Raw genomic sequence first — 25,004 nt, 5'->3', positions numbered from 1 at the left:
TCAGACGGTCGTCGCCGTCGGCCGCACGACGATCTCGTTCACGTCCACGTCCGCCGGCTGGGCGATGGCGAAGCGCACCGCCCGGGCGATGGCCTCGGCCGGCAGGGCCTTCTTGCGGTACTCGTCGATGAAGGCGGCGGTCTCGGCGTGGCTGATGGTGTGGGCCAGCTCCGAGGTCGTCACCCCCGGCGACACCACCGTCACCCGCACCTTGTCGGTCTCCTGCCGCAGGGCCTCGGAGATCACCCGCACGGCGTATTTGGTGGCGCAGTAGACCGCCGCCGTCGGCAGGATCTGGTGTCCGGCCGTGGACGCGATGTTGACGATCTGGCCGTGGCCCTGGGCCTCCATAACCGGCAGGGCCGCGGCGATCCCGTGCAGGACGCCGCGGATGTTCACGTCGATCATCTGGTCCCACTCGTCGACCTTCAGGGCGGCCAGCGGCGACAGCGGCATGACGCCGGCGTTGTTGACGATCACGTCGACGCGGCCGAACCGCTCCCGCGCCGCGTCGACGAAGGCCTGCACGCTTGCGCGGGAGGTGACGTCCAGCCCCTGGGCCATGGCCCGGCCGCCGGCCGCCTCGATCTCCCGCGTCAGGGCCTCCAGCCGCTCCACGCGCCGCGCGCCGATCACCACCGTCGCGCCGGCCGCCGCCAGCTCCCGGGCCGTGGCCTCGCCGATGCCGCTGCTCGCGCCGGTCACCAGCACCACCTTGTCAGCAAGTTCAGTCATGGTCGTCTCCTTCGTTTGGCGACGACAGAGATGGGCCGCCTGGAGGATCGGGCGTTAGAACGGACCTCCGCGGTTCTTGCCCGATCCTCCACGATCGGGCCGCGGCGCTTGCGGCTTGCGCCGGGGCGTGGGACGCAGGTCCCATGGACGACCTCGCTTCCCTGATCGCCCGCCACGCGCCGCAGGACGGCATGCACGACATGCCTGTTCCTGGCCTGGCGGTCATCCGCTACGGCCATCCGACCGACCGGGTGCCGGTGCTCCACGAACCCGCGGTCTGCATCATCGCGCAAGGCGCCAAGGTCGTGCTGCTGGGCGAGGAGGCCTACCGCTACGACCGGGCCAGCCACCTGGTGGTCTCCGTCGACCTGCCGCTCGTCGGCCAGGTGGTGGAGGCGACGCCCGAGCGGCCCTACCTCTGCGTCCGCGTCGACCTGGAGCCCGCCCTGCTGGGCGAGCTGATGCTGCAGCAGCCGCCGCAGCCCGGCGCCGAGACCGCCCGCGGCCTCCACCTCAGCCGCACCACGCCCGAACTGGTCGATGCGGTGGGCCGGCTCCTGGCCCTGCTGGACCGGCCGCAGGACGTCCCGATCCTCGCCCCGCTGATCCGGCGCGAGATCCACTACCGGCTGCTCACCGGCGACCAGGCCGGCATCGTCCGCCAGATCGGCGCCCCCGACAGCCGCCTGTCGCAGGTGAACCGCGCCATCGCCTGGATCCGCGCCAACTTCGACCGGCCGTTCCGCATCGAGGCCGTCGCCCGCGAGGCGGGGATGAGCCCCTCGGCCCTGCACCACCACTTCAAGGCGGTCACCACCATGAGCCCGCTGCAGTACCAGAAGCAGATCCGCCTGCAGGAGGCCCGCCGCCTCATGCTGGGCGAGGCGCGCGACGCCCAGGCGGCGGGCTTCCAGGTGGGCTACGAGAGCCCCTCCCAATTCAGCCGCGAGTACGCCCGCCTGTTCGGCGCCCCGCCGGCCCGCGACGCCGCCCGCCTGCGCGCCGCCGGCCCGCTGCCCGTGGCGGTCTGAGCCCGCCTACTTCCGTTCGTAGACCACCTGACCGTTCACCACGGTCAGCACGGCGTGGCCCTTGGGGATCTCGGCCTCGGGGGCGGTCATCAGGTCCACGGAGAAGGCGGTCAGGTCCGCCCGCTTGCCGACCGTGATGGTCCCGAGCTCGTCCTCGGCGAACCGGGCGAAGGCCGGCGCGGCGGTGAACAGCCTCAGCGCCTCCTCCCGGGACAGGGCCTCCTCCGGATGCCAGTTGGGGGCCGAAAACCCCTTCAGGTCCTTGCGCGCCACCGCCGCGTAGAACTCGATCAGCGGATCGCCCCGCTCGACCGGCGCGTCGGAGCCGCCGACCACCACCGCCCCGGACTTCAGCAGGCTCTTCCAGGCGTAGGCGCCGTTCAGTCGCGCCTCGCCCAGCCGCGCCGGGGCGAAGTGGAAGTCGCCGATGGCGTGGCTGGGCTGCATGGAGGCGATCACCGCGTCCTGCGAGAACCGCGGGATATCCGCCGGGCGCACGATCTGGGCGTGCTCCACCCGCCAGCGCGGGTCGCGCAGCCGCACGTTGGCCGGGACGTTGCGGAACGCCTCCTCGAACAGGTCGAGGACGGTGGCGTTGCCCTTGTCGCCGATGGCGTGCATCGCGACCTGGATGCCGCTGTCCCGGGCCCGCGCCAGGATCGGCTTCGCCGCCTCCGGCCGGGTGACATAGGTGCCGCTCACGTGCGGGGCGTCGGCATAGGGGGCGAACAGCACCGCGCCGCGCGAGCCCAGCGCGCCGTCCATGTAGAGCTTCACCGCCCGGGTGGTGATCCGCCCGTCCGGGCTCTGCCTGGGCCCGCCCTCGAACAGCGGCCCGGCCTGGCCCGCGTCCACGGCGTTGTAGACCCGCAGCGGCGCCTCGCCGCGCGCCGCCATCTGCTCCAGCAGGGCCACGTCCGGCCAGGCGACGCTCATCGAGTGGACGCCCGTCCAGCCGTAGGCGGTCTCCACCTTGAAGGCGGCGCGGAACGCCGCCAGCCGCTCGGCCTCGCTGGGCGCCGCCGCGAGCTTGCGGACCAGCCCCATGGCGTTGTCCACCAGCACGCCGGTCAGCTTGCCGTCCGGCCCTTTCAGGATCTGGCCGCCGGCCGGAACCGGCGTGGTCTCGTCCACCCCCGCCGCCTTCAGCGCGGCGGAATTGGCCACCAGGGCGTGGCCGTCGGCGCGGACCAGGATCACCGGGAGGGCGCCCGACACTGCGTCGAGGTCTCGCCGCTCCAGGAAGCGGCCCTCGGGCCAGCCCGTCTCGATCCAGCCGCGGCCCTGCACCAGGCCCGTGGGCTTGCGCTCGGCGATGTAGGACTTCAGGCGCCCGGCCGCGTCGGCGGCGGATCTCGCGCCCTCCAGGTTCAGGGTCAGCTCGCGCTCGCCGATGCCGCGCAGGTGGGCGTGGGCGTCGGTGAAGCCGGGGAACAGGGCCGCGCCCTTCAGGTCCACGACCCGGGTCCGCGGGCCCACCCGCGCCTGTGCGCCCCGTCGGTCGCCCACATAGGCGATGCGGCCGGCGGACACCGCCACCGCCTCGGCCCTCGGCGCGCCCGCCTCGCCGGTGTGGACGGGCCCGCCCCAGATCACCAGGTCCGCCGGCTGGGCCAGGGCGGGCAGGGCGCAGAGGGCGAGGGCGAAGGCGGACAGGGCGACGGCTGTGGAGCGCATGGCCCAGCTAGACCACCTAGCCGGGCGTGCGCGCAAGCGGCGCCGCGGAGCCCGTGTGGCGCCACACGAAGATCGGCCCGAAAAGCGACTCGAAGGTGCGGTCCCTGACCCGGCGGTCGATCCGCAGCCGGTAGACGCCGGGGTTGGCGTCGGGCCGGGGTTCGGCCATCGGCACGCGCCGGCCGCCGCGCAGCTGGTCGTCCAGCCAGGCGCCCACGTAGGGCTCCTCCAGCCCCTGGATCGCCGCCAGGATTGGTCCCGCGCCGGCCGGGCGGAACGGCACGGCCGTGGCCAGCTCGCCGTCCGGCCGGGCATAGAGCCCCACCGCATAGGTCCGCTCGCGCAGCCGCGCCACGCCGAAGCCCGCGTGGGTGTGCTTGTCGCGCAGCAGGTTCTGCCAGTGGGGCCGGCTGTCGCGCCACTGCTCCATCAGGTCCGGCGCCTCGTGCGGCCCGGCGCCGCGACGGTAGGCGATGTTCTCCGAGGCCGTGCACAGCAGCCGCCGCGCCACGAGGCCCAGCCGGTCGGTAGGGTCGAACCCCTCCGGCGACACGTGCTCCACATAGATCCGCTGGGCGAGGTCGGCGGCGTGGGCGCGGGCGGTCCGCGCCAGGTCCTCGTGCCAGGCCAGCGGCCCGGTCCCGGCGTCGCGCCGGGCGGCGTTGGTCAGCGCCATCAGCGCGCGCGCCGCCTCGTCGTCGAACCGCCCGCCGCCGGCGTCCTTCAGCCGGTCGCGCAGCCGGCCCTCGTAGCCGATCCAGGTCGCCGCGGTCGGCCGCGCGGGCGCCGCGGCGCCGGCCAGCAGCGCCATCCCGCCCGCGATCGCCGTGCGCCGGCTGGGCGTCACGGCTGCTTCCACAGCGAGTTCGCCGGGCGGGGGATATAGCGCGCGTGGCAGGCGAAACAGGCGTTGTAGATCTCCCCGCCGGTCTCGAAGACCTTGTCCGGGTCCTTGGCGCGGGCCGCGGCCACCCCGGCCGCGCCAGCCACCGCGAGCTGGCGCGAATAGCGCAGCCATGCGTCCTGGTCCCGCGCCCGGCCGTCCATGGCCAGGAGGGCGCCGGACTCCTGCACCACCGCCGCGGCGTCGACCATCTCGGCCCAGGCCGCGTCGCTCGTCGGCGCGCGCTCCTCGACGCCCTCTTCCGTGGAGACCGAGCCGGAGCCCTTCCAGAACCGCTCCGCCGCGGGATTGACGATGTGCCGCATCACCTCCCGCACCGACAGCATCGGCGCCGCGCCGGGCTGGGCCGGTCCCGGCTGCGAGGCGGCCGGCCACGCGCAGGCGAGCGCGGCGATCAGGGCGGCGGCGAGCGGTCGCGGCATGGCGGCTCCGGGGCGGACGGACACCCTCACCTTAACGTGAAGCCCGCCGCCGCAAAGCTCTGCAGGGGACGCTCCGTAAGCGAAGCAATTTCCCACGGTGAAGCTGGAACAGCGCTGCCATGGCCCGGGTTCGAGCGGCCGGGCACAGGATCCGAAAGGGACAAGATCATGGCAGTGCTGACCTCAGACAGTTACGGCGACGTCCTCGTGGGCGGCGCCGGCGCCGATACGCTCATCGCCGGCATGGGACCCGACGTCCTGACCGGCGGGGCCGGGGCCGACGTCTTCGTCTACAGGGCGACCCCCTGGAACGCCGGCCGCGTCACCGACTTCCAGGTGGGCGTCGACAAGCTCGACCTCTCCGCCCTGCTGAAGGGCTCCAACTACATGGGCTCCGACCCCGTGCGCGACGGCTTCCTCCGCTTCGAGGCGGCCGGCGGCGGGACGCGGGTCCTCTACGACGCCGACGGCGCGCGCGGCGCGGCGGTGGCCCAGCAGGTCGTCACCCTGGACGGCGTCGCCTCCGGCGGGCTCAGCGCCTCGAACGTGGTGCTCGGCAACTGGAAGCCCGGCCTGCTCGAGGCCCTGGGCAACTGGCTGGACGCCGGCGGCAGCGGCCTGGGCACGGCCGTGGGCAACGTCGTCAACGGCGTCACCGGCGCCCTGGTGCGCGGCAAGACCCTGGTCTCCGAAGCCTATGGCGACCGGCTGAAGGGCGGGCTGGGCGACGACACCCTGGTGGCCGGCCAAGGGCCCGACACCCTCACCGGCGGCCTGGGCGACGACAACTTCGTCTTCAGGACCACGCCCTGGTCGCCCGGCCGGATCACCGACTTCCGGCCCGGCAGCGACGACCTCGACGTCAGCGCCCTGCTGGACGGCGTCGGCTACACGGGCTCCAACCCGATCGCCGACGGCTACATCAGGCTGCAGTCCGACGGCCGCGGCGGGACCCAGGTGCTGTTCGACGCCGACGGCCACGGCTCCGGCGTCCAGTGGCCGAGCGTCGTCGTCACCCTCTCCGAGGTCGCCCCGGGCCGCCTTGGCGCCGGCGACTGGATCTTCTGAAGTCCGCGGGGGAGGCGCGTCCTCCCCCGTCTTCCCGATACGGTCCGGCCGGGCCCTCACCGCCGTCGAGATGAAGCCGGGGCTGGGCGCGGCCGCCGCCGTACAGCATGGTGGTCACGGTCTGGGCGCTTGGGAGGGCGGCGTGGGCATCTTGCGTTGGGTGATGGTGGCCGCGGTCTGGGCGTTCGGCGCCTGCGGGGCGGCGGCGCAGGCGATCTCGCCGCTGGCGGGCAGCGACCAGCTGCGTGAGGCCCGGGCGCTCGCGGAAGGCGAGGCGCTCGTGTTCGACTTCCGGCGGGAGACCGCCCGCGAGGGAGAGGCGACGGCCGTCACCACGGGCGTGGTGACGCTCGCACCGACCTTCACCCATCTCGCGGAGGGGGAGGCGCACGTCCTCGACGACCACCAGTTGTGCCGGTCGCTACGATGGTCGGGGTCCGGGCGGACGTTTGAGAACGTGAGCTGCTATGCGGGCGTCGCCTTCCGCCGGATGGAGATGCAGAACCGCGCCCTGTTGGCCAAGGTGATCGCTCCGGCCGGGCCCGACGAGACCCGGACCCTGTACATGAGCGAGACCGAGCTTGGGACGCTGAGCGGGCGCGGACCGGCCCTGAAGTCCCGCGCGACCAGGGACGGGACCGCCTACCTCCTGGGCAAGGCCACAGTGACGGAGGTGCACGGTTCGAGCGGCGCCGTCTCGACCGACGAGATGCGGCGTTTTGTGCGCTTCCTGGCGCACCACGCCCGCCTGCACCCACAGGTGCGCGGAGACCTGCGTCGCGCCGACCACCTGCCGGCGGTCATCAGGGTCGAGAGCGGGGCCGTCGCGATGCGCCCGGAGCGGCATGTCCTCAGCTTTTCCAATCCGCGGCGGGTCCGCGTGGTCTATCCCCTCCCAACCGGGCTGGAGTCGGCCCTGGCCGCCGGAGCGCGGAGCGGAACCTCGCCGCGGGACGCGGCCGTTCGGCGGGCGGCCGAGGTGATCGCCGGCAAGGCGCCGCGCCCCACGGCCGCCTCCCTCGTTGCGGCCATGCGCCAGGCCGCCGAGCAGGAACACGACCTGCAGGCCCTGCTGCTGTTCATGGAGCTCACCCAGGAACACGCCGGGGCGCTGCAGGCGGGCGGGGGCAGCGGGCTCAGGGCGGAGGTCGGGCCCCTGCTGCGTCGCCTGGACGGCGCTGAGTATGACCAGTTCATGGAGGCGAGCCGCCTGGCCGGCGATCGCGCGGCCCAGGGCGACCGGCTCGCCGCCGCGCGCTTCCTCGCCTCCCTGAAGGGGCGGGACTTGAAGTTCGGCACCTTCCTGAACGTCACCTATGCGAACCTGCTGGCGGCGTCCCGCGGCTCCGAGACCTGGCCCAAGGATGTGACGGCGGCCATGCCGGCCGACAGGGCCGACAACTACTGGATCCATATCGCTGCGCATCCGTGGTCGGCCAACAGCTACAAGGACGTCGGCGACACCTATTACGCCGCTTACGAGGTGGGCCACGCCTGGACAGCCTATGACCTGGGCCGCGCCGTCGACCCCACGTGGCGCGAGGGTATCATGGCCACCTTGGCGGCCCACGAGGATCAGTTGCGCCAGCTGGAGCCGGACTACTTCTAGCCGCAGCGGCGCCCTCCAGGCGCGGTGTGCCGAGCTAGCCCGTCGCGCCGGCCTTGGTCGGGGCGGCGGCGGCTTTGGCGCGCTCGGCGGCGGCGGAGAGGGCGTCGTGCTCCTCCAGGGCGTCCACCACCAGGGCCAGCCGGGCGGGCACGCCGCGGGCCTCCACCTGGCGGAACATGCCCTGCAGGTCGCCGTTCAGCGTGTCTTCCCGGCGCGCCCGGGCGGCGGCGCGGGCCTTCGACCACAGCACAACGGCCAGGCCGGCGGCGAACGGCCAGGCCACGGCCGCCACGACGGCGGCGATCTGCAGCGGCGAGGCGAAGCTGCTCATGGTCCGGCCCTCCAAGGACGCCAAGCCAAGCTCACCTGAGCAAGCTCGGCAACTACAAATGATCCCTATTGGTCACGTTTTCGCCATTCTTCCGCCGTGACCGCGGTCACAGGGGGCGGCTAGTGCCCGCCGCCGCCCGGCTCGGAGAGGCTGTGCTCGTAGACGGCGGTCGCCATGCCGCGGATGGTCTGGGCGGCGGTCCGCAGCGCGGTGCCGCCGATGAGCGTCGCGGTGCGGCCGGCCAGGGCCTCCAGCTCCTCGGCGGTGCGGGTGAGGTGCTGGTAGACCTCGAGGTCGGACAGGGTGCGCTCGCTCATCGCCCTTCGGATGGCACAGGCGCGCAGAGTCGTCACGAAGGTTTGAGGTCGCGCCCCCGGGCGACGGCGGCTAGCGGTTGGCGTGGCCGGCGCGGCCGGCCGGGCCGCCCGCCGGCGGGCGGCCGAGCCCCATCCGGCGGCGCTCGGAGCTCACCACCGCGCGGCGGAGCTCTTCCACCAGGCGCGCCAGGTTCTCGTCGGTCTGGATCATCGCCGGTCAACGCCGCAGCCGCGCCTTCGATCCCGCCGATCACATCCCCGGGCGCGGCGGAACCTGCGGGTCGGGGGGCCCGTTGGCCAACCACATGCGGAGCAGGAAGGACGAGCAGCTCCGGGCCGCCGGCTGGTTCATGCAGCGGGCCCAGGAGGCGATCGAGGCGGCGGAACAGGCCTCCAGCGAGGACGCCGCCGCGGCCCTCTACAAGGAGGCCGAGACCTGGCTCTACATGGCCGGCAAGAGCCTCAATCCGGCGACCCCGAGGCCGCCGCCCCTGCCGCCCCCGACTGTGCGCGTGGGGCGCGAGCGGCGCAGCTTCGGACCCGAAGACTGACGTTATTTCAAGGGCCTGCGCCCGCCATACCGCAGGTTGAGCCTGGGCCTTCCGGTTCGCCCCTTCGAATGGTAAAGATTCCGCGTGTGCCGGTCCGCAAGGGGGCGTCCCGACACAGGCGAACAGAAGTGCTGCACGTCACCCGACCTGACGAAATCCGACTCCACGAGTCGCCGGCCGACCGCGCCGGCCGCTACCTCCGCATCGCCGACCAGGTCCGCGACATGGCCTGGCGCGCGCCGGGCTCGGAGATCAAGGAAGCCTACCTGGACCTCGCGATGCAGTGGGTGTTCCTGGCCGACGAGGCCCGCCGCGAGAAACGCGCCGCTAACGAGGCCTGAGGCCTCCGGGAACGATCCTCCGCCCCGCGGACTAACGCCTCGTGCCTATCACGCGAGGAGCTTCTCCATGTCCCAACGTCCCCTGACCGCCTGGTTCGCCGCCGCGGCCCTGATCGCCGGCGCCGGCGCGCTGACCGCCTGCGGCGACAAGGAGCGCAGCGCCGAGGCCGAGACCCCGACCGCCGAGGCGGAGGTGACCACCACCCTTCCGGAGAGCCAGGTCACCGACCAGCAGCTGCAGAACGTCGCCGAGGGCGCCGTCGCGGCCGCCGAGACCCCGCAGGGCAGCTCCACCGCCGTTGTCGTCGCGCCGCCGGCCGACGCGACCACCACCGCGCCGGCTGCGACCGAAGGCGGCGGCGCGCCGAAATAGTGGCCTCCGGGCGGGCGGGCGGCTAGAACCGCCTGCCCCCTCGCCACGTCCGGAGAGGGCGTCACAAAGCGGCCCGACACGCGCCCCGGGCCCGAGCGGAGCGTATCGCCGCGTGCGTCAGACCCTTCTCCGGCTCATGGCCGAGAACTACCCCGCCATCGCCGACGACCTGCTCCGGCCGCTGCTCGAGCTGTGCAGCCGCTCGCGCGCCGCCTGCGGGGGCGACATCGACAAGTTCCTGATCCTGCTGGCGGTGGGCATGCGCACCACCGCCCACCCCGACTTCGCCCGCCACACCCAGGAGGAGCTGCTCAGCGGCGAGATCCCGGTGTTCCCGGGCCTCGGCACCAACGTCCGCTCGATCGCCGACTCGCTCGCCATGCCCAAGGAGACCGTGCGCCGCAAGGTCGCCGAGCTGGTCGACGCCGGCTGGCTGGCCCGCGAGGGCAACGAGCTCTACTTCACCGCCCGCGCCTACGCCGACCTGGTCCCTGTGCGCGAGGCGATCGAGTTCCAGGCCGTGCGCTACCACGAGATCGTCCAGGCGCTGATCGAGGCCCAGCCGAAGGGCTGATCGGCCCCCATGGCGAAGCTCCGGTGACGGCGGTCACAGCCGCCCGGTCCCGCCGGGCGCATCTGAGGGTCCATCGCAGCCGGGCGCCCCCGCGCCCCCCAAGACAGGAACCTTCAAGATGTCCAAGCGCAGTTCGTTCTTCTCCGGCCTCGCCAACCTGGTGGTGGCCGCCATCATCCCCATGGCCGCCGGCTTCGCCGCCGTGGCGCAGCTCGCCGTTGTCTGAGTCCCGGCTCGCCTCAGCTCAGCGGCAGCCAGGGCCCCGGCCGGCACAGGCGCACCGCCTTGACCGCCATGTCGACGCTGCCGAACTCGAGCGCGATCCGCTTGGCCTCCTGGCAGCGACCCTCGAGGATCGCGTCGCCCAGCCGGCGTCGCCAGTCGGCGGCCGGCGCGCCCTCGGGGCCCTCGGCCGACAGCGGCCGGGCGGTGCGCGGCTTGGCCGGCCGCTCGCGCTTGACCGGACGGTTCGGGGCCTGCGCCATCCGGGGCTGGGCCCCGGCGCACCGCGCCCCGCCGCCGAAGCCGCGGCAGTCATAGCCCGCCGAGCTCTGGGCGCTCGCCGGAGCGGCGGCCAGGGCCAGGGTCAGGGCTGCGGCGGCGATGATCAGGACGCGCATTCGCTCCTCGGTGCGAAGCTGAGCCTAGACGCGCCGCGCGCCGCTGAACAGCGTCTTTGGAACGGAGTTCGACTGCATTGAAGGCGCCCCCGGCGCCAGCCGCTCATCCGCCGCCCGGCGGCGCCGCGCGGCCTGGTAGCGCCAGCGGAAGTCGGCGTGCACGCGCAGCCACTGGAACAGCGTTGGATAGGACGGCATCTCCTCGTCGGCCGCGATCGCGCGCATCGTCTCCCCGCACAGCACCCGGCGCACGATCTCGCGCCCCAGCCGCGGGTCGTACTGGCTCGCCTTCCACCCGCCGGTGTGGTCCATCGAAGGCAGCGGCCCGCGATCGCGCCGCCCCCAGCCGTCCTCCTCCAGCGCGTCCAGGTCGTAGTGCTCGCGGGCCCCCATGCCGCCAGGATACGGCCGCCCCCGCCGCCCGCCAAAAATTCGCTGCGCCGAACCGCGCCATGGCTATTCGCGCGGCGCACCCCTACATCAGCCGATGCAAACCTTCCGAGCCTACCTCCGCGACGCCGCCGGCGTGATCACCTGGGCCGCCTGGGTCGAAGCCGGCACCGCCGCCGACGCCCAGGCCCAGGCCAGCGCGCTCCGCCCCGGCCAGAACCCCTCCGTCGACCTCTGGTCCGCCACCGAGCGCAAGCTCGCCCCCTCCGCCCGCCTCGACCCGGTCTGACGGCAGGGCGCCCGCGCGCCACCTCCTCTCCCCCGACGCGGAGCGCGCGGGGGGAGAGGGCAGGGAGAGGGGCGGCTCCGCCGCTCCACCTCGAAACCGGCCGACCGAGGGCCCTTGACCGGCCGCGCGCGGAGCTTTGCCTCCCGCGCCGCCCCTCTCCCTGCCCTCTCCCCTCCCACTTCGTGTGGGGGGAGAGGAGGGGACGTCCCCGAAGGCCATCCTTCAGGATGCCTCCCGCCCTTAAGCCCATGGTTGATTGCGAGCCTGCCGGCCTCGGCCGGTCAAGGACGCGGCCGCCCGGCCGCGCCGCCCCGCGGCGAGCGCTGCGCGGTCGTCCTTGAGAGGCCGAGACTGGCAGGCAGAATGCCGCCCATGGCCTTAAGCGCCGGAGTGGTTGCCGCCGCGAATTTTCCGTACTCGGAAAACCTCCGGTTGCCTCGGCGGCCGGATACGCCCAAGCTCCCCCCACCACTAGGGGGGACTGACATCATGAAGCTTATTGCGATCGCCGCCGTGGCGGCGAGCGTGGCTCTTGCGGGCTGCGCGACCAATCAGAAGGTGGCCACCAACCAGCTCGGCGACGACAAGCTGTCCTGCGCCGACATCACCACCCAGGACAAGAAGCTCGACGAACTGCTCGAGAAGGCCCAGCACAACAAGGGTGTCAGCGGCGCCAACGTCGCGGCCGTCCTGCTGTTCTGGCCGGCGGCCGTCGGCAACTACATGGACGCCGACAAGGCCGAGCAGCTGGTCAACAAGCGCAAGGCGGTTCTCGCCGACCTCTACAAGGCGAAGCGCTGCGACGCCTGACGACCGGCCGCTAGCCGCGGTCCGAGAGGCGGGATGGCCCTGGCTGTACGCAGCCGGCCGTCCCGCCTTTTTCATGCCCGGGGCCTCCGATCTGAAGCGCGACGCCCTGCCGTCGCACCCCTCTCCCGCTTGCGGGAGAGGGTAGGGTGAGGGCGGCGCAGGCCCAGCCGCCGACGCTCCGGTGGGACCCGCTGGCCTGCACCTCCGCCGTAAAGCTAAGCTTGAGCGGGGCCGATGCAGCGCCTCTCGCGGACGATCTTGAACGATGCGCAAGGACCTCCTGAAGCTCCTGAGCGAGCGCGAGATCGTTCATCCGACGCGGATCACGGCGGCCAGCTGGCGCGGACGCACCCTGAGCATCAACGTCGCAGGCTTTCCCTGGTGGGAGGGCCCCTACGTGGACCGTACCGGCGAGGGGCGTTGTCGCCTGGTCTTCGAGGGCCTCGGCGAAGGCTGCCTGAGGACGGATGAGTTCGATCTGCTGGACGACGAGGCGTTGGAGGACTTCAGCCTCACGCCCGTCAGCGAGACTCCGTGGGCGCAGGCGTCCGACTGGTCAATCTACTGTTCCGGCGCCCTGCCGGAGCCACTAGCCCTCTACATGCGTCTGCAGGACGAGCTGGCGCTCGCTGGGTCGTTCCTCGGCCCGGAGGCTTTCCTGAACGGCGCTGCGCGGATCTCCGCGTTCCGCGATATGGCGGCCCGCCCCGGTTTCCTCCTCGCCCGCGGCCCTGCCTTCGTGCGCGACGTGCTTCTCAGCGAACTCGACCGCCTGGGCGTCGCCTACAACGTCGTGCCGGGTTCCGCCGACGCAGAGCCGCAGCTCCTCGCGCGCCTCGCCGGATCCGCCTTCTTCTGTGAGGCCGCGTTTGCGGAGTACGAGCCGCTGAGGTGACCCGAAGCATCCTTCAGGATGCCTCCCGCCCTTAAGCCCATGGTTGATTGCGGGCCTGCCGGCCTCGGCCTGTCAAGGACGCGGCCTCCCGGCCGCGCCGCCCCGCGGCGAGCGCTGCGCGCTCGTCCTTGAGAGGCCGAGGCCGGCAGGCAGAATGCCGCCCATGGCCTTAAGCGCCAGAGTGGCGGTCGCCCCGCCCAGCTCCTCCCCCGCCAGGCGGGAGGGGGACCGCTATTCCACCCCCTCTGGGGGTGGGCGCGCGAAGCGCGAGGGGGCGCCGGGTGGTGGAGCCACCCGGTGGGCGGTCGAGGGGGCGCTGCCCCCGCCCGAATGACGCTCTGCGGGCCGCAGGCTTTGCTCCGGCCCCACCCCACGCTTAACTCCCCCAACCTCCGCTCATCCCCGCGAAAGCGGGGACCCAGGCTTTTTCCAACGCCGATGTTCGCCGTCTACATCGTGGCCAGCCAGCGGAACGGCACGCTCTACATCGGGCACACCGACACCCTACGGGAGTGCGTCTCCCCATCACAACGTCCCCAAACCACCATAGCCGACCGTCGGAACGCGGGCCTGCCGCCCCACCCCACCCCCCAACAAAAAACCCCTCCGCCAGCTCGCCGCCAGCGGAGGGGTTTCATTCCCCCGGCCCCTCGGCCCGCACGCTCCCGCGCGGGGCCGAAGCTCCGATGTCCTAGACCCTAGTACCCCTGGATGTTCGCGTAGCGGTCCCGGTGGAAGGCCTGGTTGCCGAAGGCCGCTTCCGCCGCCCGGGCGCGCTTCAGGTAGAAGCCCGCGTCGTGGGCGTCGGTCATGCCGATGCCGCCGTGCATCTGGACCATCTCGTTCGACACCAGGTGGAAGGTGTCGCCCATCTTGGCCTTGGCGAGGCTGACGAGCTCCGGCACGTCGGGCGTGTCGTTGTCGATCGCCGCCAGCGCCGCCTCGACGGCGGAACGGGCCAGCTCCAGGTCGGTGAACATCTTGGCCGCGCGATGCTGCAGGGCCTGGAACGAGCCGATCACCTGGCCGAACTGCACGCGGGTCTTCAGGTAGTCCAGCGTGGTCTCGAAGGCCTGGACGGCGGCGCCCAGCATCTCGGCGGAGAGGCCGGCCCGCACGCGGTCGAGCACCTTCTCCAGGGTGGCCGCGCCGCCCGAGAGCTTCTCGGCCGGGGCCCCGTCGAAGGTGACGTTGGCCGCGCCGCGGCTGTCGGCCAGCGCCAGGCGCTGGCGGGTGACGCCCGGGCCGTCGGCCTTCACGAGGTAGAGGCTGATCTCCGAGCCTTCCTTCGCCGAGACGAGGAAGATGTCGGCGGCCATGCCCTCCAGCACGAAGGTCTTCTTGCCGGTCAGCTTGCCGCCGGAGACGGTCGCCTCGACCTTTTCCGGATTGTGGTGCGGGCCCTCGTCGACGGCCAGCGCGCCGACCGCAGAGCCCTCGGCGATCTTCGGCAGCCACTCCGACTTCTGCTCCTCCGAGCCGCCGAGGATCAGGGCCGAGGCGGCGCCCAGGCCGGACGCCAGCAGCGGCGAGGCGGTGAGCGTGCGGCCCAGCTCCTCGAGGATCAGGCCAAGCGACAGGTAGCCGAAGTTCGACCCGCCGTACTCTTCCGGGATAATCACCCCGGCCCAGCCCATCTCCGCCATCTCGTTCCAGGCGGCGGCGTCATAGCCCAGCTCCACGCCGCTATCGCGCATCTTGCGGAAGGCGGTGACCGGGCTCTTCTCCTGGACCCAGCTCTTCGCCGCGTCCTTCAGCATGCTCTGTTCTTCGTTCAGAACGGCCATCTTGGTGTCTTTCCTCGAATACTCGTCTTTGTGTGGCGCCCTTCCGTCACGGGAGGGAAGGGCGGGCTAAGGCTTAGGGAACCACGGACTTCACCGATTTCACGGATGGCCGATTGGAGCGCCGGATCCGCCTGCGCGCCTCCGGCGCGCGAACCCCGCTGGGCATGGCCCCTCCAGGGAGGCTCCTATCCGTGCAATCCGTGAAATCCGTGGCTCCAATCCTCATCGGCTCTGCGTCACTTCGCCTGCGTCAGGTCCGGCAGGCCCAGGATGCGCTTGGAGATGATGTTGTTCTGCACCTCCTGGGAGCCGCCGTAGATCGTGGTGGCCTTGCCGCCCAGCCAGCCGCGCACGGCGGTGAGCTCCTCGGCCGTGAAGGCGTCGCCCTCCCAGCCCAGGCCCTGGTGGCCCATGATCTCCAGCGTCAGTTCGGCGCGCTGCTGCATCACCGAGGTGCCGGCGTTCTTCATGATCGAGGTGGCGGCCGAGGGGCCGGAATTGCCCTTCGATTCCAGCATCGCGCGCACGGCGGTCTGCTGGAAGGCGCGGCCCTCCATCTCGTTCAGGATGATGCGGGTGCGCAGGTCGCGGTCGGCGATGCGGCCGGTCTCGTCGACGCCCACATACTCCTTGGCGAGTTGCACCGGGCCGCGGCCGAAGCCCATCCGCCCGCCGCCGCCGGCGCCCGACAGGCCCGAGCGCTCGTGCTGCAGCAGCCGCTTGGCGATCGTCCAGCCGCCGTTCAGCGGGCCCACGAGCTGGTCCTTCTCCACCCGCACGTCGGTCAGGAAGGTCTCGCAGAAGGGCGAGTTGCCGGAGATGAGCTGGATCGGCCGCACCTCGACGCCCGGCGTCTTCATGTCGAACAGCACGAAGGAGATGCCCTCGTGCTTCTTGGTCGTGTCGGTCCGCACCAGGCAGAAGCACCAGTCGGCGTATTGCGCGCCGCTGGTCCAGATTTTCTGGCCGTTGACCAGGTAATGGTCGCCCTTGTCCTCGCAACGGGTCTGCAGGGACGCAAGATCAGAGCCGGCGCCCGGCTCGCTGAAACCTTGGCACCACTGGATCTCACCTTTGCAGATGGCCGGGATGTGCTGCTGCTTCTGGGCCTCGTTGCCGTATTCCAGCAGGGTCGGGCCGAACATCATCACGCCCATGCCGCCGATCGGGTTGTAGGCGCCCGCCCGGTTCAATTCCTGCTGCAGAACGCGCGCCTCCGCGCCCGAGAGGCCGCCGCCGCCGTACTGCTTGGGCCAGGTGGGCGTGCCCCACCCCTTCTCGCCCATCGCCTTGCGCCAGGCTTCCTGGTCGGCCGTGGGCTTGCTGCGCTCCTCGCGCATCATCGGGTTGGGCTGGCCCTTCAGGCCCGCCGGGAAGTTCGCCTCGATCCACGCCCGGGCCTCCGCCCGGAACGCCTCGAGATCGCTACCGCCGAAATCCGCCATCTGAAAAAGGTCTCCTGAAAAAGTTCGAATTCCATCCCCGTCATCCCCGGGCTTGTCCCGGGGATCCATGATCACCGCGGCCTCAGGCTAATTCCCGACCCGCGGTGTCCATGGATGGCCGGGACAGGCCCGGCCATGACGAGTGATCAATGATCACCTGAGCTCCACCCTACCTCGACTGTGTCAGCTCCGGCAGCCCCAGGATGCGCTTGGAGATGATGTTGTTCTGGATCTCCGCCGAGCCGCCGAAGATCGAGAAGGCCTTGGACGACAGCCACGAGCGAACGGTGGTGAGCTCCTCCGGCCTGAAGCCCTCGCCCTCCCAGCCCAGGCCCTGGTGGCCGTAGACCTCCAAAAGCAGCTCCTGGCGGTCCTGGCCGGCCTTCATCGACGCGTTCTTCATGATCGAGGTGGCGGCGGACGGCCCCTGGTTGCCCTTGGCCTCCACGGCGATCCGCCGGGCGGTGAGCTGCACCAGCCGGTTCTCCATCTCGTGCTCGCAGATCCTGGCGCGCAGGTCGCGGTCGGCCAGCCGGCCGGTGGCGTCGGTGTCGAGGTATTCCTTGGCGATCTCGTGCACGGCGGCCGGCGCCGGGCCGTTCTGCCGGTTGCCCATGCCGTTGCGCTCGAACTGCAGCAGGCGCTTGGCGATGGTCCAGCCGCCGTTCAGCGGCCCGACCAGGTTCTCCTTCGGCACCTTCACCTCGGTGAAGAAGGTCTCGCAGAACGGGCTGTTGCCGGCGATCAGCCGGATCGGCCGCGCCTCGACGCCCGGGCTCTTCATGTCGATGAGGAGGAAGCTGATCCCCTCGTGCTTCTTGGTGTTGTCCGTCCGCACCAGGCAGAAGCACCAGTCGGCCCACTGGGCGCCGCTGGTCCAAATCTTCTGTCCGCTGACGATGTAGTGGTCTCCGGCGTCCACCGCCTTGGTCTGCAGGCCGGCGAGGTCGGAGCCCGCGCCCGGCTCGGAGAAGCCCTGGCACCAGCGGATCTCGCCGCGCACGATCGGCGGGATGTGGCGCTGTTTCTGCTCCTCGTTGCCGTATTCCAGCAGGGTCGGGCCGAACATCGAGATGCCCATGCCGGCAATCGGGTTGACCGCGCCGATGCGGGTCATCTCCTCGGCCAGCACCCGGGCCTCGGCCGCCGACAGGCCGCCGCCGCCGTAGGCCTTGGGCCAGGTGGGCGCGCCCCAGCCCTTCTGCGCCATGCGCTCTTTCCACACCGCGAAGTCGCCGGTCGGCTTGGCGGGGCTCTGCGCCGCCAGCTGCTGGGCCTCGGTGTCCGCGCCGAGCGCCTTGGGGAAGTTCTCGTCGAGCCAGGCCCGCGCGTCCGCGCGGAAGGCGTCGAGGTCGGCGCCGCCGAAATCGGCCATCACCCAATCTCCCTATGCATTCAATATCTTGGTCTTCTTATGCCTTGATCGTACCACGTCTTCGAAATGGGTAGGAGTCACGCCTTCTTGGGGTCGGGCAGGCCGAGCACCCGCTTGGACACGACGTTGAGGTTGATCTCCGAGGTGCCGCCCTCGATGGAGTTGCCCTTGGACCTGAGCATGGTGCGCAGCGCCGCGGTCTCCCGGTCGCTGAAGCCCTCGCCCTCCCAGCCCAGGCCCTGGTGGCCGAGCGCCTCGACTATCAGCTCGTTGCGGTCCTGGGCGAGCTTGGCGCCCGCGTACTTCATGATCGAGGCGGCGTTCGACGGCCCGTTGGCCGACTTCGCCTCGTCCGCCGCCCGCCGGACGGTGAGCTGGAAGGCGCGCGCCTCCATCAGGTGGTCGGTGACCCGCCGGCGCAGGTCATGGTCGGCGAGCCGGCCGGCCTCGTCCAGGCCCACATAGTCCTTGGCGGCCTCCAGCACGGTCAGCGCCTGGACCGGCGCGCCGATAGAGCCGCCGCCCAGCCCCGCCGAGATGTTGTCGCGCTCGAACTGCAGCAGCCGCTTGGCCACCGTCCAGCCGCCGTTCAGCGGCCCGAACAGCTGGTCCTTCAGGACCCTGACCTCGGTGAAGAAGGTCTCGCAGAACGGCGAGGTGCCGTTGATCAGCCGGATCGGCCGGACCTCGACGCCCGGGCTCTTCATGTCGATCAGCAGAAAGCTGATGCCCTCGTGCTTCTTGGTCGTGTCGGTGCGCACCAGGCAGAAGCACCAGTCGGCGAGGTTCGCGCCGCTGGTCCAGATTTTCGAGCCCGTGACCACATAGTGGTCGCCCATGTCCACCGCGCGGGTCTGCAGCGAGGCGAGGTCGGAGCCGGCGCCCGGCTCGGAATAGCCCTGGCACCAGCGCACCTCGCCGGTGACGATGCCGGGCAGGTGCTGGCGCTTCAGCTCCTCCGTCCCGTACTCGATGAGCGTCGGGCCGAACATCATCACGCCCATGCCGCCGATCGGGTTGCGCGCCCCGACCTTGGCCATCTCCTCGTGCAGGACGCGGGCTTCCTGGCGGCTGAGCCCGCCGCCGCCGAACTCGGCCGGCCAGGTGGGCGTGCCCCAGCCCTTCTCGCCCATGGCGCGGCGCCAGGCCTGGGCCTCGTCGGTCTCGGTCCGGCCCTGCATCTTGGCGACCTGGGCGTCGGGGTCCTTGGCCAGCGCCTTCGGGAAGTTCGCCTCGAGCCACGCGCGGGCCTCGGCCCGGAAGGTCTCCACGTCTGCGCCGAAGTCCGCCATGGGTCGTTTCCTCTACTTGGGGTCGGGCAGGCCCAGCACCCGCTTGGCCACCACGTTGAGGTTCACCTCGGAGGTGCCGCCCTCGATGGAGTTGGCCTTGGTCCTGAGCCAGCCGCGCACCGCGGTCAGCTCGGGCGTCGAGAAGCCTTCGCCGCTCCAGCCGAGGCCCTGGTTGCCCATGGCCTCGATCATCAGCTCCGACCGCTCCTTGGCCAGTTCGGCGGCCGCGTACTTGATGATCGAGGTGGCGGCGCTGGGCCCGTTGCCGGCCCGGCTCTCCGCCGCCGACCGCGCGATGGTCAGCCGCAGCGCCTGGAAGTCCATCTTGTTGCGAGTGATCCGTGTACGGAGCTCTCCGCCGTCATAGGCGAGCGCCCCGTAGGCCTTGGCGATCTCCGCCAGGTCGCCCGAAGCGCCCCCCGCCGACCCGCCCTCGCCGAACCCCGCCGAGATGTTCTGCCGCTCGTACTGCAGGAGCCGTTTCGCGATCTCCCACCCGCCGTTCAGCCGCCCGACCAGGTTGTCCTTCGGGATCTTCACGCCCGTGAAGAAGGTCTCGCAGAACGGGCTCTCCCCCGAGATCAGCCGGATCGGCCGCGTCTCGACGCCCGGGGTCCGCATGTCGATCAGCACGAACGAGATCCCCTCGTGCTTCTTGGTCGTGTCCGTCCGGACCAGGCAGAAGCACCAGTCGGCCTTGTCGGCATAGCTCGTCCAGACCTTCTGGCCGTCGATCTGCCAATGGTCGCCCTTGTCCTCGCAGCGTGTGGCCAGGCTCGCCAGGTCCGACCCCGCGCCCGGCTCGGAATAGCCCTGGCACCAGCGGATCTCCCCGCGCACGATCTTCGGCAGGTGCTCGCGCTTCTGCTCCTCGCTCGCGTATTCCAGCAGCACCGGCCCCAGCATCCAGACGCCGAACGACAGCAGCGGCGGACGGTAGCGGCCGCGGGCCAGCTCCTGCTCGACGATCCGCGCCTCCTGCGGCGACAGCCCGCCGCCGCCGTATTCCTTCGGCCACGCCGGCGCGGTCCAGCCCTTCTCCGCCGCCCGGCGCATCCAGACGACCTGCGGATCGGAGTCCTTGTCCGCGAACGCCCGGCCGCCCCAGACCGCTTCCGGGTCCGTCTTCGCGTCCGCGTCCCTCAGCTCGGGCGGATAGTTGGCCTCCAGCCACGCACGCACTTCCGTGCGGAAGGCGTCCTGCTCGGCGCCGCCGAAGTCGGCCATGGCCAGCTCCCAAACTCATCTGAAACCGAGCCGCCACCTTAGCGCCGGCCGCGGGGCGGGCAAGCGGAACCGAACAGTTGTTTGAGGCCATCCGCCCCGCGCGTCTTCGCAGGCCGGTGCTATAAGGCCGCGATGCGCCTCCTCAAGGACCTGAAGCCGGCGGCCTTCGCGGCCGCGCCCTGGACGGCGGCGGTCCTGACGCTGGCCGCGGGCGTCATGCTGCTGGCCTCGGGCGCCACGCCGTCGGAGCCCATGCGCTTCGTGCGGCTGCTCGAGATCACGCCGGTCATCCTGATCGAGATCAGCCACTTCCTCGACAGCGTCCTGGGGCTGGCCCTGGTGCTGGTCGCCTTCGGTCTGCGCGCCCGGCTCGACGCCGCCTGGGCGGCGACCATGGCCCTGCTGCTCGCCGCCGCCTCGCTCTCCCTCCTCAAGGGCCTGAACTGGGAAGAGACCGTCGCGCTGGTGGCCCTGGCGGCCGTGCTTGCGCCCTTCCGCGGCGCCTTCCCCCGAACGGCGCGGCTCAGCCGGATGGAGGTGACGCCGGGCTGGCTGGTGTCGGCCTTCTGCGCCGTGGCCGGGGCGGGCCTGCTCGGCCTGTGGTCCTACGAGAACGCCGACTACGGCGAGATGTCCTGGTGGCGGGTGATGGCGGACGAAGACGCCGCCCGCTCGGTCCGCGCCTGGGCCGGCGCGGCGATCGCGCTGCTGGCCTTCGGACTGTGGCGGCTGTTCGGCTCGGCCGCGACGCCGCCGGTCGTGGGCGAGACCGACCCGGACTTCCCCCGCGTGCGCGAGATCCTGGCGTCGGCGGAGGACGCCGAGCCCGGCGCCAACCTGGCGCTGCTCGGCGACAAGCGATTCCTGTTCTCGGCCAGTGGCCGCAGCTTCCTGATGTTCGGGGTGCGGGGCCGCAGCTGGATCGCGCTGGGCGCCCCCGTGGGCCGCGCCGACGAGCGCATGGAGCTCCTCTGGCGGTTCCGCGAGCTGGCCGACGCCCACGCGGCGCGGCCGGGCCTCTACGGCCTCACCGCCGACGCCCTGCCGGACATCGTCGAGCTGGGCTTCTCCATCCAGAAGGTGGGCGAGGCCGCGCTCGTGCCGCTCGACAGCTTCAGCCTGGAGGGCCGCCGGCGGGGCAACCTGCGCCGCGCCTGGCGCAAGGCGGCGGAGGACGGCTGCACCTTCCGGGTGATCCGCGACGAGGCGGTGAGCGCCCTGATGCCCGAGCTGAAGGCGATCTCCGACGCCTGGCTCGCCCACCACGCCGGCGGCGAGAAGGGCTTCTCCATGGGCGGGTTCGCCCCGGCCTACGTGCGCGAGTTCCCGGTCGCGGTGGTGTCGTTCAACGGGCGTCCCGTCGCTTTCGCCACGCTCTGGACCACGGCCAGCCGCGGCTCCTTCTCCATGGACCTGATGCGCTACGGCGAGGACGCGCCGCGCAACGTCATGGACTACCTCTTCGTCGAGCTGATCGAGTGGGGGCGCAGCGAGGGCTACCAGGCCTTCGACTTCGGCATGGCCCCGCTGGCCGGCCTCGACGACCGGCCGCTGGCCCCGATGATGTCCCGTGTGGGCCGCCTGCTCTTCGAGCGCGGGGAGGAGATCTACAACTTCCAGGGTGTGCGCCGGTACAAGGACAAGTACGACCCGCTCTGGCAGCCGCGCTACGTGGCCGCGCCCAGGCGGTGGGCCATCCCGCTGCTCCTGGCCGACGTCGGCCTGCTCTCGTCCGGCGGCATCGCCAACCTCGCCAAGCGGCCGCGCCGCGAGCCCGCACGGGAGACGGCCGAGGCCGCTTAGCGACCGGTCTTCACGCCGAGGAGGTTCAGGAGATGGACCACCACGATCAGCAGGAAGGCCGCCGCGGTGACCATGATCGCGCGCCATGGAATCATCCGTGGGCCGCGGAACGGGTTGGGCGGCCGGGCGCCCCGCCAGCCGGCGAAGACGGTGAGCGCCGCAAGGGCCGCGGCGAGCGCGAGGGTGACGGGCAGGGACATCTGCGACCGCATATCGCAGGCTCCGCCCGATGAAGGAAGAACGCCCTCGGAAGCGGCCAAAAGCGTCCACAGGCCCGAGGGCCGGGACGCAACATGTAGCGTTAAGGTCGCGTTTACACCCCCAGGAATCGGTGCGTACCCTTCGTTCAGTACCTGGAGAACGATTCGATGACGGCGGGGGCGCCCTGGAGCGTCAAGGGGATTGATCCGAAGGCCAGGGAGGTCGCCAAGGACCTCGCGCGCCGTTCGGGCATGACGCTGGGCGAGTGGCTGAATCGCGTCATCCTAGAAGATGATGTACCGGAGGACGTGACCTCCGAAGACCACTTCAACGACCGCGCGCCGCGCGCTTCGTTCGAGCCGGCCAAGCCGCGGCTGGTGGCCTCGACGCCGCCGCCGCAACAGCAGCATCAGGCCTCCCGGACCGACGACCTGGCCCGCGTCGCCTACGCCCTGGATCGGCTGACCGACCGCATCGAGTCATCCGAGACCCGCACCAGCCTGGCGATCTCCGGCGTCGAGCATTCCGTGCGCGCCGCGGTCGCCCGCATCGAGGCCGGCGAGCGCGAGCACGTGGCCGTCGCCGCCCGCTTCGAGAGCGCCGTGGACCAGGTGGGCTCCGAGCAGTCGCGGCTGGCCGATCGGCTGCGCCGCATGGAGAGCGAGTCCACCGGCGGCCCGCGCTCCGCCGAGGCCCTGCGCGTGCTGGAGCAGTCGGTGACCCGGGTCGCCGACCACGTCTATTCCGGCGAGGCCCGCACCCGCGAGGCCCTGGCCGCCATGGAAGCCCGGGTCGCCCGGGCCGAGGCGATCGCCGGCGGCGACCCCGCGCCGCTGATCGAAGAAGTCGTCCGCCGCCTGGGCCAGCGGCTCGCCGACGCCGAGGGCCGCACGGCCGAGGCGCTGGAGAGCCTGCGCGCCTCCCTGGCGACCCTCGACGGCCGCCTGGGCGCGGTGGAAGGCGCCGCCGTGGGCGACGCCGAGCACCGGCTCGAGACCCTTGCCGCTGGCCTCAGTGAACGCGTCGAGGCCGCCCGCGCCGAGATCGCCGAGAAGCTCGCCGCCACGGCCACCGGCCGGGTGGATGAACGCTTCGCTGAACTCGCTAGCCAGGTGCAGGCCGCCGAGCAGCGCTCGGCCCAGGCCATCGAGCGCATGGGCCGCGAGGTGATCAGCGTCGCCGAGGCCTTCAACCGCCGCCTGCAGGCGTCCGAGACCCGCAGCGCCGAGGCGATCGCTTCGGTCGGCGGGGAAATGGCCCGCATCGCGGGCGCCGTGGAGCACCGGCTCGGCCGCGCCGAGCAGGCGCAGGCCGACGCGCTGGAGAAGCTGGGCGCCGAGATCGGCCGCATCACCGAGCGCCTCACCGACCGCATGCTGCAGTCCGAGCGCCGCGCGGCCCAGGCGATCGACGACGTGGGCGAGCAGGTCAGCCGCGTCACCGAGCGTATCGAGCAGCGCCACGAGCGCGTGGCCTCCGATATCGCCGAACGCCTGCGCCAGAGCGAGGAGCGCACCTCGCGCCTGCTCGACGAGGCGAGCGAGCGGCTGGAGCAGCGCCTGAACGGTCTCGGGACGCCCGTGGCCGACGATCGGCCGCTGAAGTCCATGGCGGCCTTCGGGCCGGAACTGTTCTCCCGGGCCGAGGCGCTGCCGCTGGACGAGCCGGTGGCCGAGCGGCCGACGCCGCTCGCCGAAGACATCGACGCCGAGGCCTTCGCGCCGATCCCCGAGCCGGAAGAGGACATATTCGGCCTCGACCAGCCCGAGCCGCCGCCGCCGGCGCCGGAACCGGTCACCGCCGGTCCGAAGCCGCTCTCCACCCGCGAGGTCATCGACCAGGCCCGCGCCGCCGCCCGCGCGGCGGAAGCCAGCCGGCCGCGCCTGCAGGTGAAGGCGCGCGCCAACTGGCGCGCCCAGCCGAAGCCGCCGATGCCGCCGAAGGCCGCCCGGGCGCGGCCCAACTCCACCCTGCAGACCGCCTTCATGATCGCCGGCGGCGCGGCCTTCCTCAGCGTCGGCGCGGCCGGCATGGTGCTGATGAACGCCGGCGGCGCCCGGGAGGCGGTGGAAACCTCGCCCTTCGGCGCCCCGCCGCGCGCGGCGGTGGCCATCGCGCCGCAGCCGATCGGCCCCAGCGTCCCCGCGCCCGTGGAGGCCGCGCCCGTCGAGCAGGCGGCCGAGGCCCCGCCCGCCGTTCCGCTCTCGGCCCAGTACCTGGAAGCCGTGCGTGCCGTCGAGAAGGGCGAGCCGGGCGCGCTGGGCCGCATGAAGGCCATCGCCGACTCCGACTATGCGCCGGCCCAGTTCTACATGGGCAAGCTCTACGAGAGCGGCCAACGCGGGGTGACCAAGAACCTCGTGGAAGCCCGCCGGTGGACCACCAAGGCCGCCATCAACGGCGAGCCGCGCGGCATGCACAACCTGGCCCTCTACTACTTCGAGGGCACCGGCGGTCCGCAGGACCTGGCCAGCGCCGCGCGCTGGTTCAAGAAAGCCGCCGAACTGGGCGTCGGCGATTCCCAGTACAACCTGGGTCTGCTCTATCAGGCCGGCAGCGGCGTGCCGCGTGATCTCGGCGAGGCCTACAAGTGGTTCTCGATCGCGGCCGGCGGCGGCGACGCCGCCGCCCGCGCCAGCGCCATCGACCTGGAGGCGAAGCTCAACCCGGCCCAGCTGGCCGCCGCCGACCAGGCCGCGCAGGCGTTCCGGCCGGCGTCCGCCACCCAGCAGGCCGCCGCGGCCCCGGTGTCCGTAGCCTCCGCCCAGCGGATCCTCGGCCGGCTCGGCTACTACAAGGGCCCGGCCAACGGCGCGGCCTCGCGCGAGTTCAGCCTTGCGGTCTCGGCCTACCAGCGCGATCAGGGGCTGGCCGCCACCGGCACGATCGACCGCAACACCGCCCAGCGGCTCTCCGTCTTCACGCGCTGATCGGCGG

The 25,004-nt window shown here is 72.1% G+C and carries 27 protein-coding genes; 12 read left to right on the top strand and 15 right to left on the bottom strand.

Annotated elements, in window-relative coordinates; translation table 11 throughout:
- The gene (locus VM685_RS04555; protein WP_325458938.1) at nt 1–735 is read right to left on the bottom strand and encodes an SDR family oxidoreductase; all 735 of its coding nucleotides are present in this window, start codon (nt 733–735) and stop codon (nt 1–3) included.
- 143 nt (nt 736–878) lie between these two features.
- Here VM685_RS04555 and VM685_RS04550 point away from each other — a divergent pair, with 143 nt between their 5' ends.
- Nucleotides 879–1,766: an AraC family transcriptional regulator gene (locus tag VM685_RS04550; RefSeq protein ID WP_325458937.1), complete on the top strand. Its 888-nt coding sequence runs from the start codon at nt 879–881 to the stop codon at nt 1,764–1,766.
- Between the two features lie 6 nt (nt 1,767–1,772).
- On the opposite strand, the gene VM685_RS04545 is transcribed toward VM685_RS04550, so the two are convergent.
- Genes VM685_RS04545 through VM685_RS04535 form a run of 3 tightly spaced genes read right to left on the bottom strand, consistent with a single transcriptional unit; the run spans nt 1,773 to nt 4,769 of the window.
- On the bottom strand, nt 1,773–3,443 hold the full coding sequence (locus tag VM685_RS04545) for an amidohydrolase (RefSeq protein WP_325458936.1): 1,671 nt from the start codon (nt 3,441–3,443) through the stop codon (nt 1,773–1,775).
- A 16-nt stretch (nt 3,444–3,459) separates the two neighbouring features.
- Nucleotides 3,460–4,302 (bottom strand): CAP domain-containing protein, encoded by an 843-nt coding sequence (locus VM685_RS04540; protein WP_325458935.1) that lies wholly within the window; start codon nt 4,300–4,302, stop codon nt 3,460–3,462.
- Nucleotides 4,287–4,769 carry a hypothetical protein gene (locus tag VM685_RS04535; protein ID WP_325458934.1) on the bottom strand — a complete coding sequence of 161 codons (483 nt, stop codon included), beginning with the start codon at nt 4,767–4,769 and terminating at the stop codon, nt 4,287–4,289. The genes VM685_RS04540 and VM685_RS04535 overlap by 16 nt, the downstream gene beginning before the upstream one ends.
- A 168-nt stretch (nt 4,770–4,937) precedes the next feature.
- Here VM685_RS04535 and VM685_RS04530 point away from each other — a divergent pair, with 168 nt between their 5' ends.
- Together VM685_RS04530 and VM685_RS04525 are read left to right on the top strand one after the other, a co-directional pair.
- Entirely contained in the window at nt 4,938–5,837 is a 900-nt protein-coding gene (locus VM685_RS04530) for a type I secretion C-terminal target domain-containing protein (RefSeq protein WP_325458933.1), read from the top strand.
- Between the two features lie 142 nt (nt 5,838–5,979).
- Nucleotides 5,980–7,446: a hypothetical protein gene (locus tag VM685_RS04525; RefSeq protein ID WP_325458932.1), complete on the top strand. Its 1,467-nt coding sequence runs from the start codon at nt 5,980–5,982 to the stop codon at nt 7,444–7,446.
- Between the two features lie 34 nt (nt 7,447–7,480).
- Here the strand turns inward: VM685_RS04525 and VM685_RS04520 are convergent, their stop codons facing one another.
- The 3 genes from VM685_RS04520 to VM685_RS04510 form a co-directional block, all read right to left on the bottom strand.
- Entirely contained in the window at nt 7,481–7,777 is a 297-nt protein-coding gene (locus VM685_RS04520) for a hypothetical protein (protein WP_325458931.1), read from the bottom strand.
- A 119-nt stretch (nt 7,778–7,896) separates the two neighbouring features.
- Nucleotides 7,897–8,094: a hypothetical protein gene (locus VM685_RS04515; protein ID WP_325458930.1), complete on the bottom strand. Its 198-nt coding sequence runs from the start codon at nt 8,092–8,094 to the stop codon at nt 7,897–7,899.
- A gap of 70 nt (nt 8,095–8,164) precedes the next feature.
- Nucleotides 8,165–8,305 carry a hypothetical protein gene (locus VM685_RS04510; protein WP_325458929.1) on the bottom strand — a complete coding sequence of 47 codons (141 nt, stop codon included), beginning with the start codon at nt 8,303–8,305 and terminating at the stop codon, nt 8,165–8,167.
- Between the two features lie 94 nt (nt 8,306–8,399).
- On the opposite strand from VM685_RS04510, the gene VM685_RS04505 reads away from it, so the two are divergent.
- The 4 genes from VM685_RS04505 to VM685_RS04490 all read left to right on the top strand — a co-directional run bounded on the left by VM685_RS04505 (nt 8,400) and on the right by VM685_RS04490 (nt 9,933).
- Nucleotides 8,400–8,645, top strand: coding sequence for a hypothetical protein (locus VM685_RS04505; RefSeq protein ID WP_325458928.1), 246 nt, complete (start codon nt 8,400–8,402; stop codon nt 8,643–8,645).
- A 128-nt stretch (nt 8,646–8,773) separates the two neighbouring features.
- The gene (locus VM685_RS04500) at nt 8,774–8,986 is read left to right on the top strand and encodes a hypothetical protein (RefSeq protein WP_325458927.1); all 213 of its coding nucleotides are present in this window, start codon (nt 8,774–8,776) and stop codon (nt 8,984–8,986) included.
- Between the two features lie 67 nt (nt 8,987–9,053).
- Nucleotides 9,054–9,359 carry a hypothetical protein gene (locus VM685_RS04495; RefSeq protein ID WP_325458926.1) on the top strand — a complete coding sequence of 102 codons (306 nt, stop codon included), beginning with the start codon at nt 9,054–9,056 and terminating at the stop codon, nt 9,357–9,359.
- 112 nt (nt 9,360–9,471) lie between these two features.
- On the top strand, nt 9,472–9,933 hold the full coding sequence (locus tag VM685_RS04490; protein WP_325458925.1) for a hypothetical protein: 462 nt from the start codon (nt 9,472–9,474) through the stop codon (nt 9,931–9,933).
- Nucleotides 9,934–10,172: 239 nt separating this feature from the next.
- Here the strand turns inward: VM685_RS04490 and VM685_RS04485 are convergent, their stop codons facing one another.
- Nucleotides 10,173–10,553, bottom strand: a complete 381-nt coding sequence (locus VM685_RS04485) for a hypothetical protein (protein WP_325458924.1) — start codon at nt 10,551–10,553, stop codon at nt 10,173–10,175.
- Between the two features lie 24 nt (nt 10,554–10,577).
- Entirely contained in the window at nt 10,578–10,946 is a 369-nt protein-coding gene (locus VM685_RS04480; protein WP_325458923.1) for a hypothetical protein, read from the bottom strand.
- 94 nt (nt 10,947–11,040) lie between these two features.
- Between VM685_RS04480 and VM685_RS04475 the strand changes: the two genes are divergently transcribed.
- From VM685_RS04475 to VM685_RS04465, 3 genes are all read left to right on the top strand, one after another.
- Nucleotides 11,041–11,232 (top strand): hypothetical protein, encoded by a 192-nt coding sequence (locus VM685_RS04475; RefSeq protein ID WP_325458922.1) that lies wholly within the window; start codon nt 11,041–11,043, stop codon nt 11,230–11,232.
- Between the two features lie 489 nt (nt 11,233–11,721).
- Nucleotides 11,722–12,042, top strand: coding sequence for a hypothetical protein (locus tag VM685_RS04470; RefSeq protein WP_325458921.1), 321 nt, complete (start codon nt 11,722–11,724; stop codon nt 12,040–12,042).
- A 265-nt stretch (nt 12,043–12,307) separates the two neighbouring features.
- On the top strand, nt 12,308–12,937 hold the full coding sequence (locus VM685_RS04465) for a hypothetical protein (protein WP_325458920.1): 630 nt from the start codon (nt 12,308–12,310) through the stop codon (nt 12,935–12,937).
- 698 nt (nt 12,938–13,635) lie between these two features.
- Here the strand turns inward: VM685_RS04465 and VM685_RS04460 are convergent.
- From VM685_RS04460 to VM685_RS04440, 5 genes are all read right to left on the bottom strand, one after another.
- Nucleotides 13,636–14,724, bottom strand: coding sequence for an acyl-CoA dehydrogenase family protein (locus VM685_RS04460; RefSeq protein WP_325458919.1), 1,089 nt, complete (start codon nt 14,722–14,724; stop codon nt 13,636–13,638).
- A 236-nt stretch (nt 14,725–14,960) separates the two neighbouring features.
- On the bottom strand, nt 14,961–16,169 hold the full coding sequence (locus VM685_RS04455) for an acyl-CoA dehydrogenase family protein (RefSeq protein ID WP_325458918.1): 1,209 nt from the start codon (nt 16,167–16,169) through the stop codon (nt 14,961–14,963).
- A 169-nt stretch (nt 16,170–16,338) separates the two neighbouring features.
- Entirely contained in the window at nt 16,339–17,544 is a 1,206-nt protein-coding gene (locus tag VM685_RS04450) for an acyl-CoA dehydrogenase family protein (protein ID WP_325458917.1), read from the bottom strand.
- A gap of 77 nt (nt 17,545–17,621) precedes the next feature.
- On the bottom strand, nt 17,622–18,836 hold the full coding sequence (locus VM685_RS04445; protein ID WP_325458916.1) for an acyl-CoA dehydrogenase family protein: 1,215 nt from the start codon (nt 18,834–18,836) through the stop codon (nt 17,622–17,624).
- Nucleotides 18,837–18,848: 12 nt separating this feature from the next.
- Nucleotides 18,849–20,063, bottom strand: coding sequence for an acyl-CoA dehydrogenase family protein (locus VM685_RS04440; protein ID WP_325458915.1), 1,215 nt, complete (start codon nt 20,061–20,063; stop codon nt 18,849–18,851).
- 132 nt (nt 20,064–20,195) lie between these two features.
- On the opposite strand from VM685_RS04440, the gene VM685_RS04435 reads away from it, so the two are divergent.
- Nucleotides 20,196–21,866, top strand: a complete 1,671-nt coding sequence (locus VM685_RS04435) for a bifunctional lysylphosphatidylglycerol flippase/synthetase MprF (RefSeq protein ID WP_325458914.1) — start codon at nt 20,196–20,198, stop codon at nt 21,864–21,866.
- Here VM685_RS04435 and VM685_RS04430 read toward each other — a convergent pair.
- Nucleotides 21,863–22,066 carry a hypothetical protein gene (locus VM685_RS04430; protein ID WP_325458913.1) on the bottom strand — a complete coding sequence of 68 codons (204 nt, stop codon included), beginning with the start codon at nt 22,064–22,066 and terminating at the stop codon, nt 21,863–21,865. The genes VM685_RS04435 and VM685_RS04430 overlap by 4 nt on opposite strands.
- A gap of 168 nt (nt 22,067–22,234) precedes the next feature.
- Between VM685_RS04430 and VM685_RS04425 the strand changes: the two genes are divergently transcribed.
- A complete protein-coding gene (locus tag VM685_RS04425; protein WP_325458912.1) occupies nt 22,235–24,997 on the top strand; it encodes a peptidoglycan-binding protein in 2,763 nt (920 codons plus the stop codon).
- Nucleotides 24,998–25,004 lie beyond the last annotated feature (7 nt).

Source organism: Phenylobacterium sp. (assembly GCF_035539035.1).
Taxonomy (GTDB): domain Bacteria; phylum Pseudomonadota; class Alphaproteobacteria; order Caulobacterales; family Caulobacteraceae; genus Phenylobacterium.
This window is presented reverse-complemented; position numbering and strand designations above follow the sequence as displayed.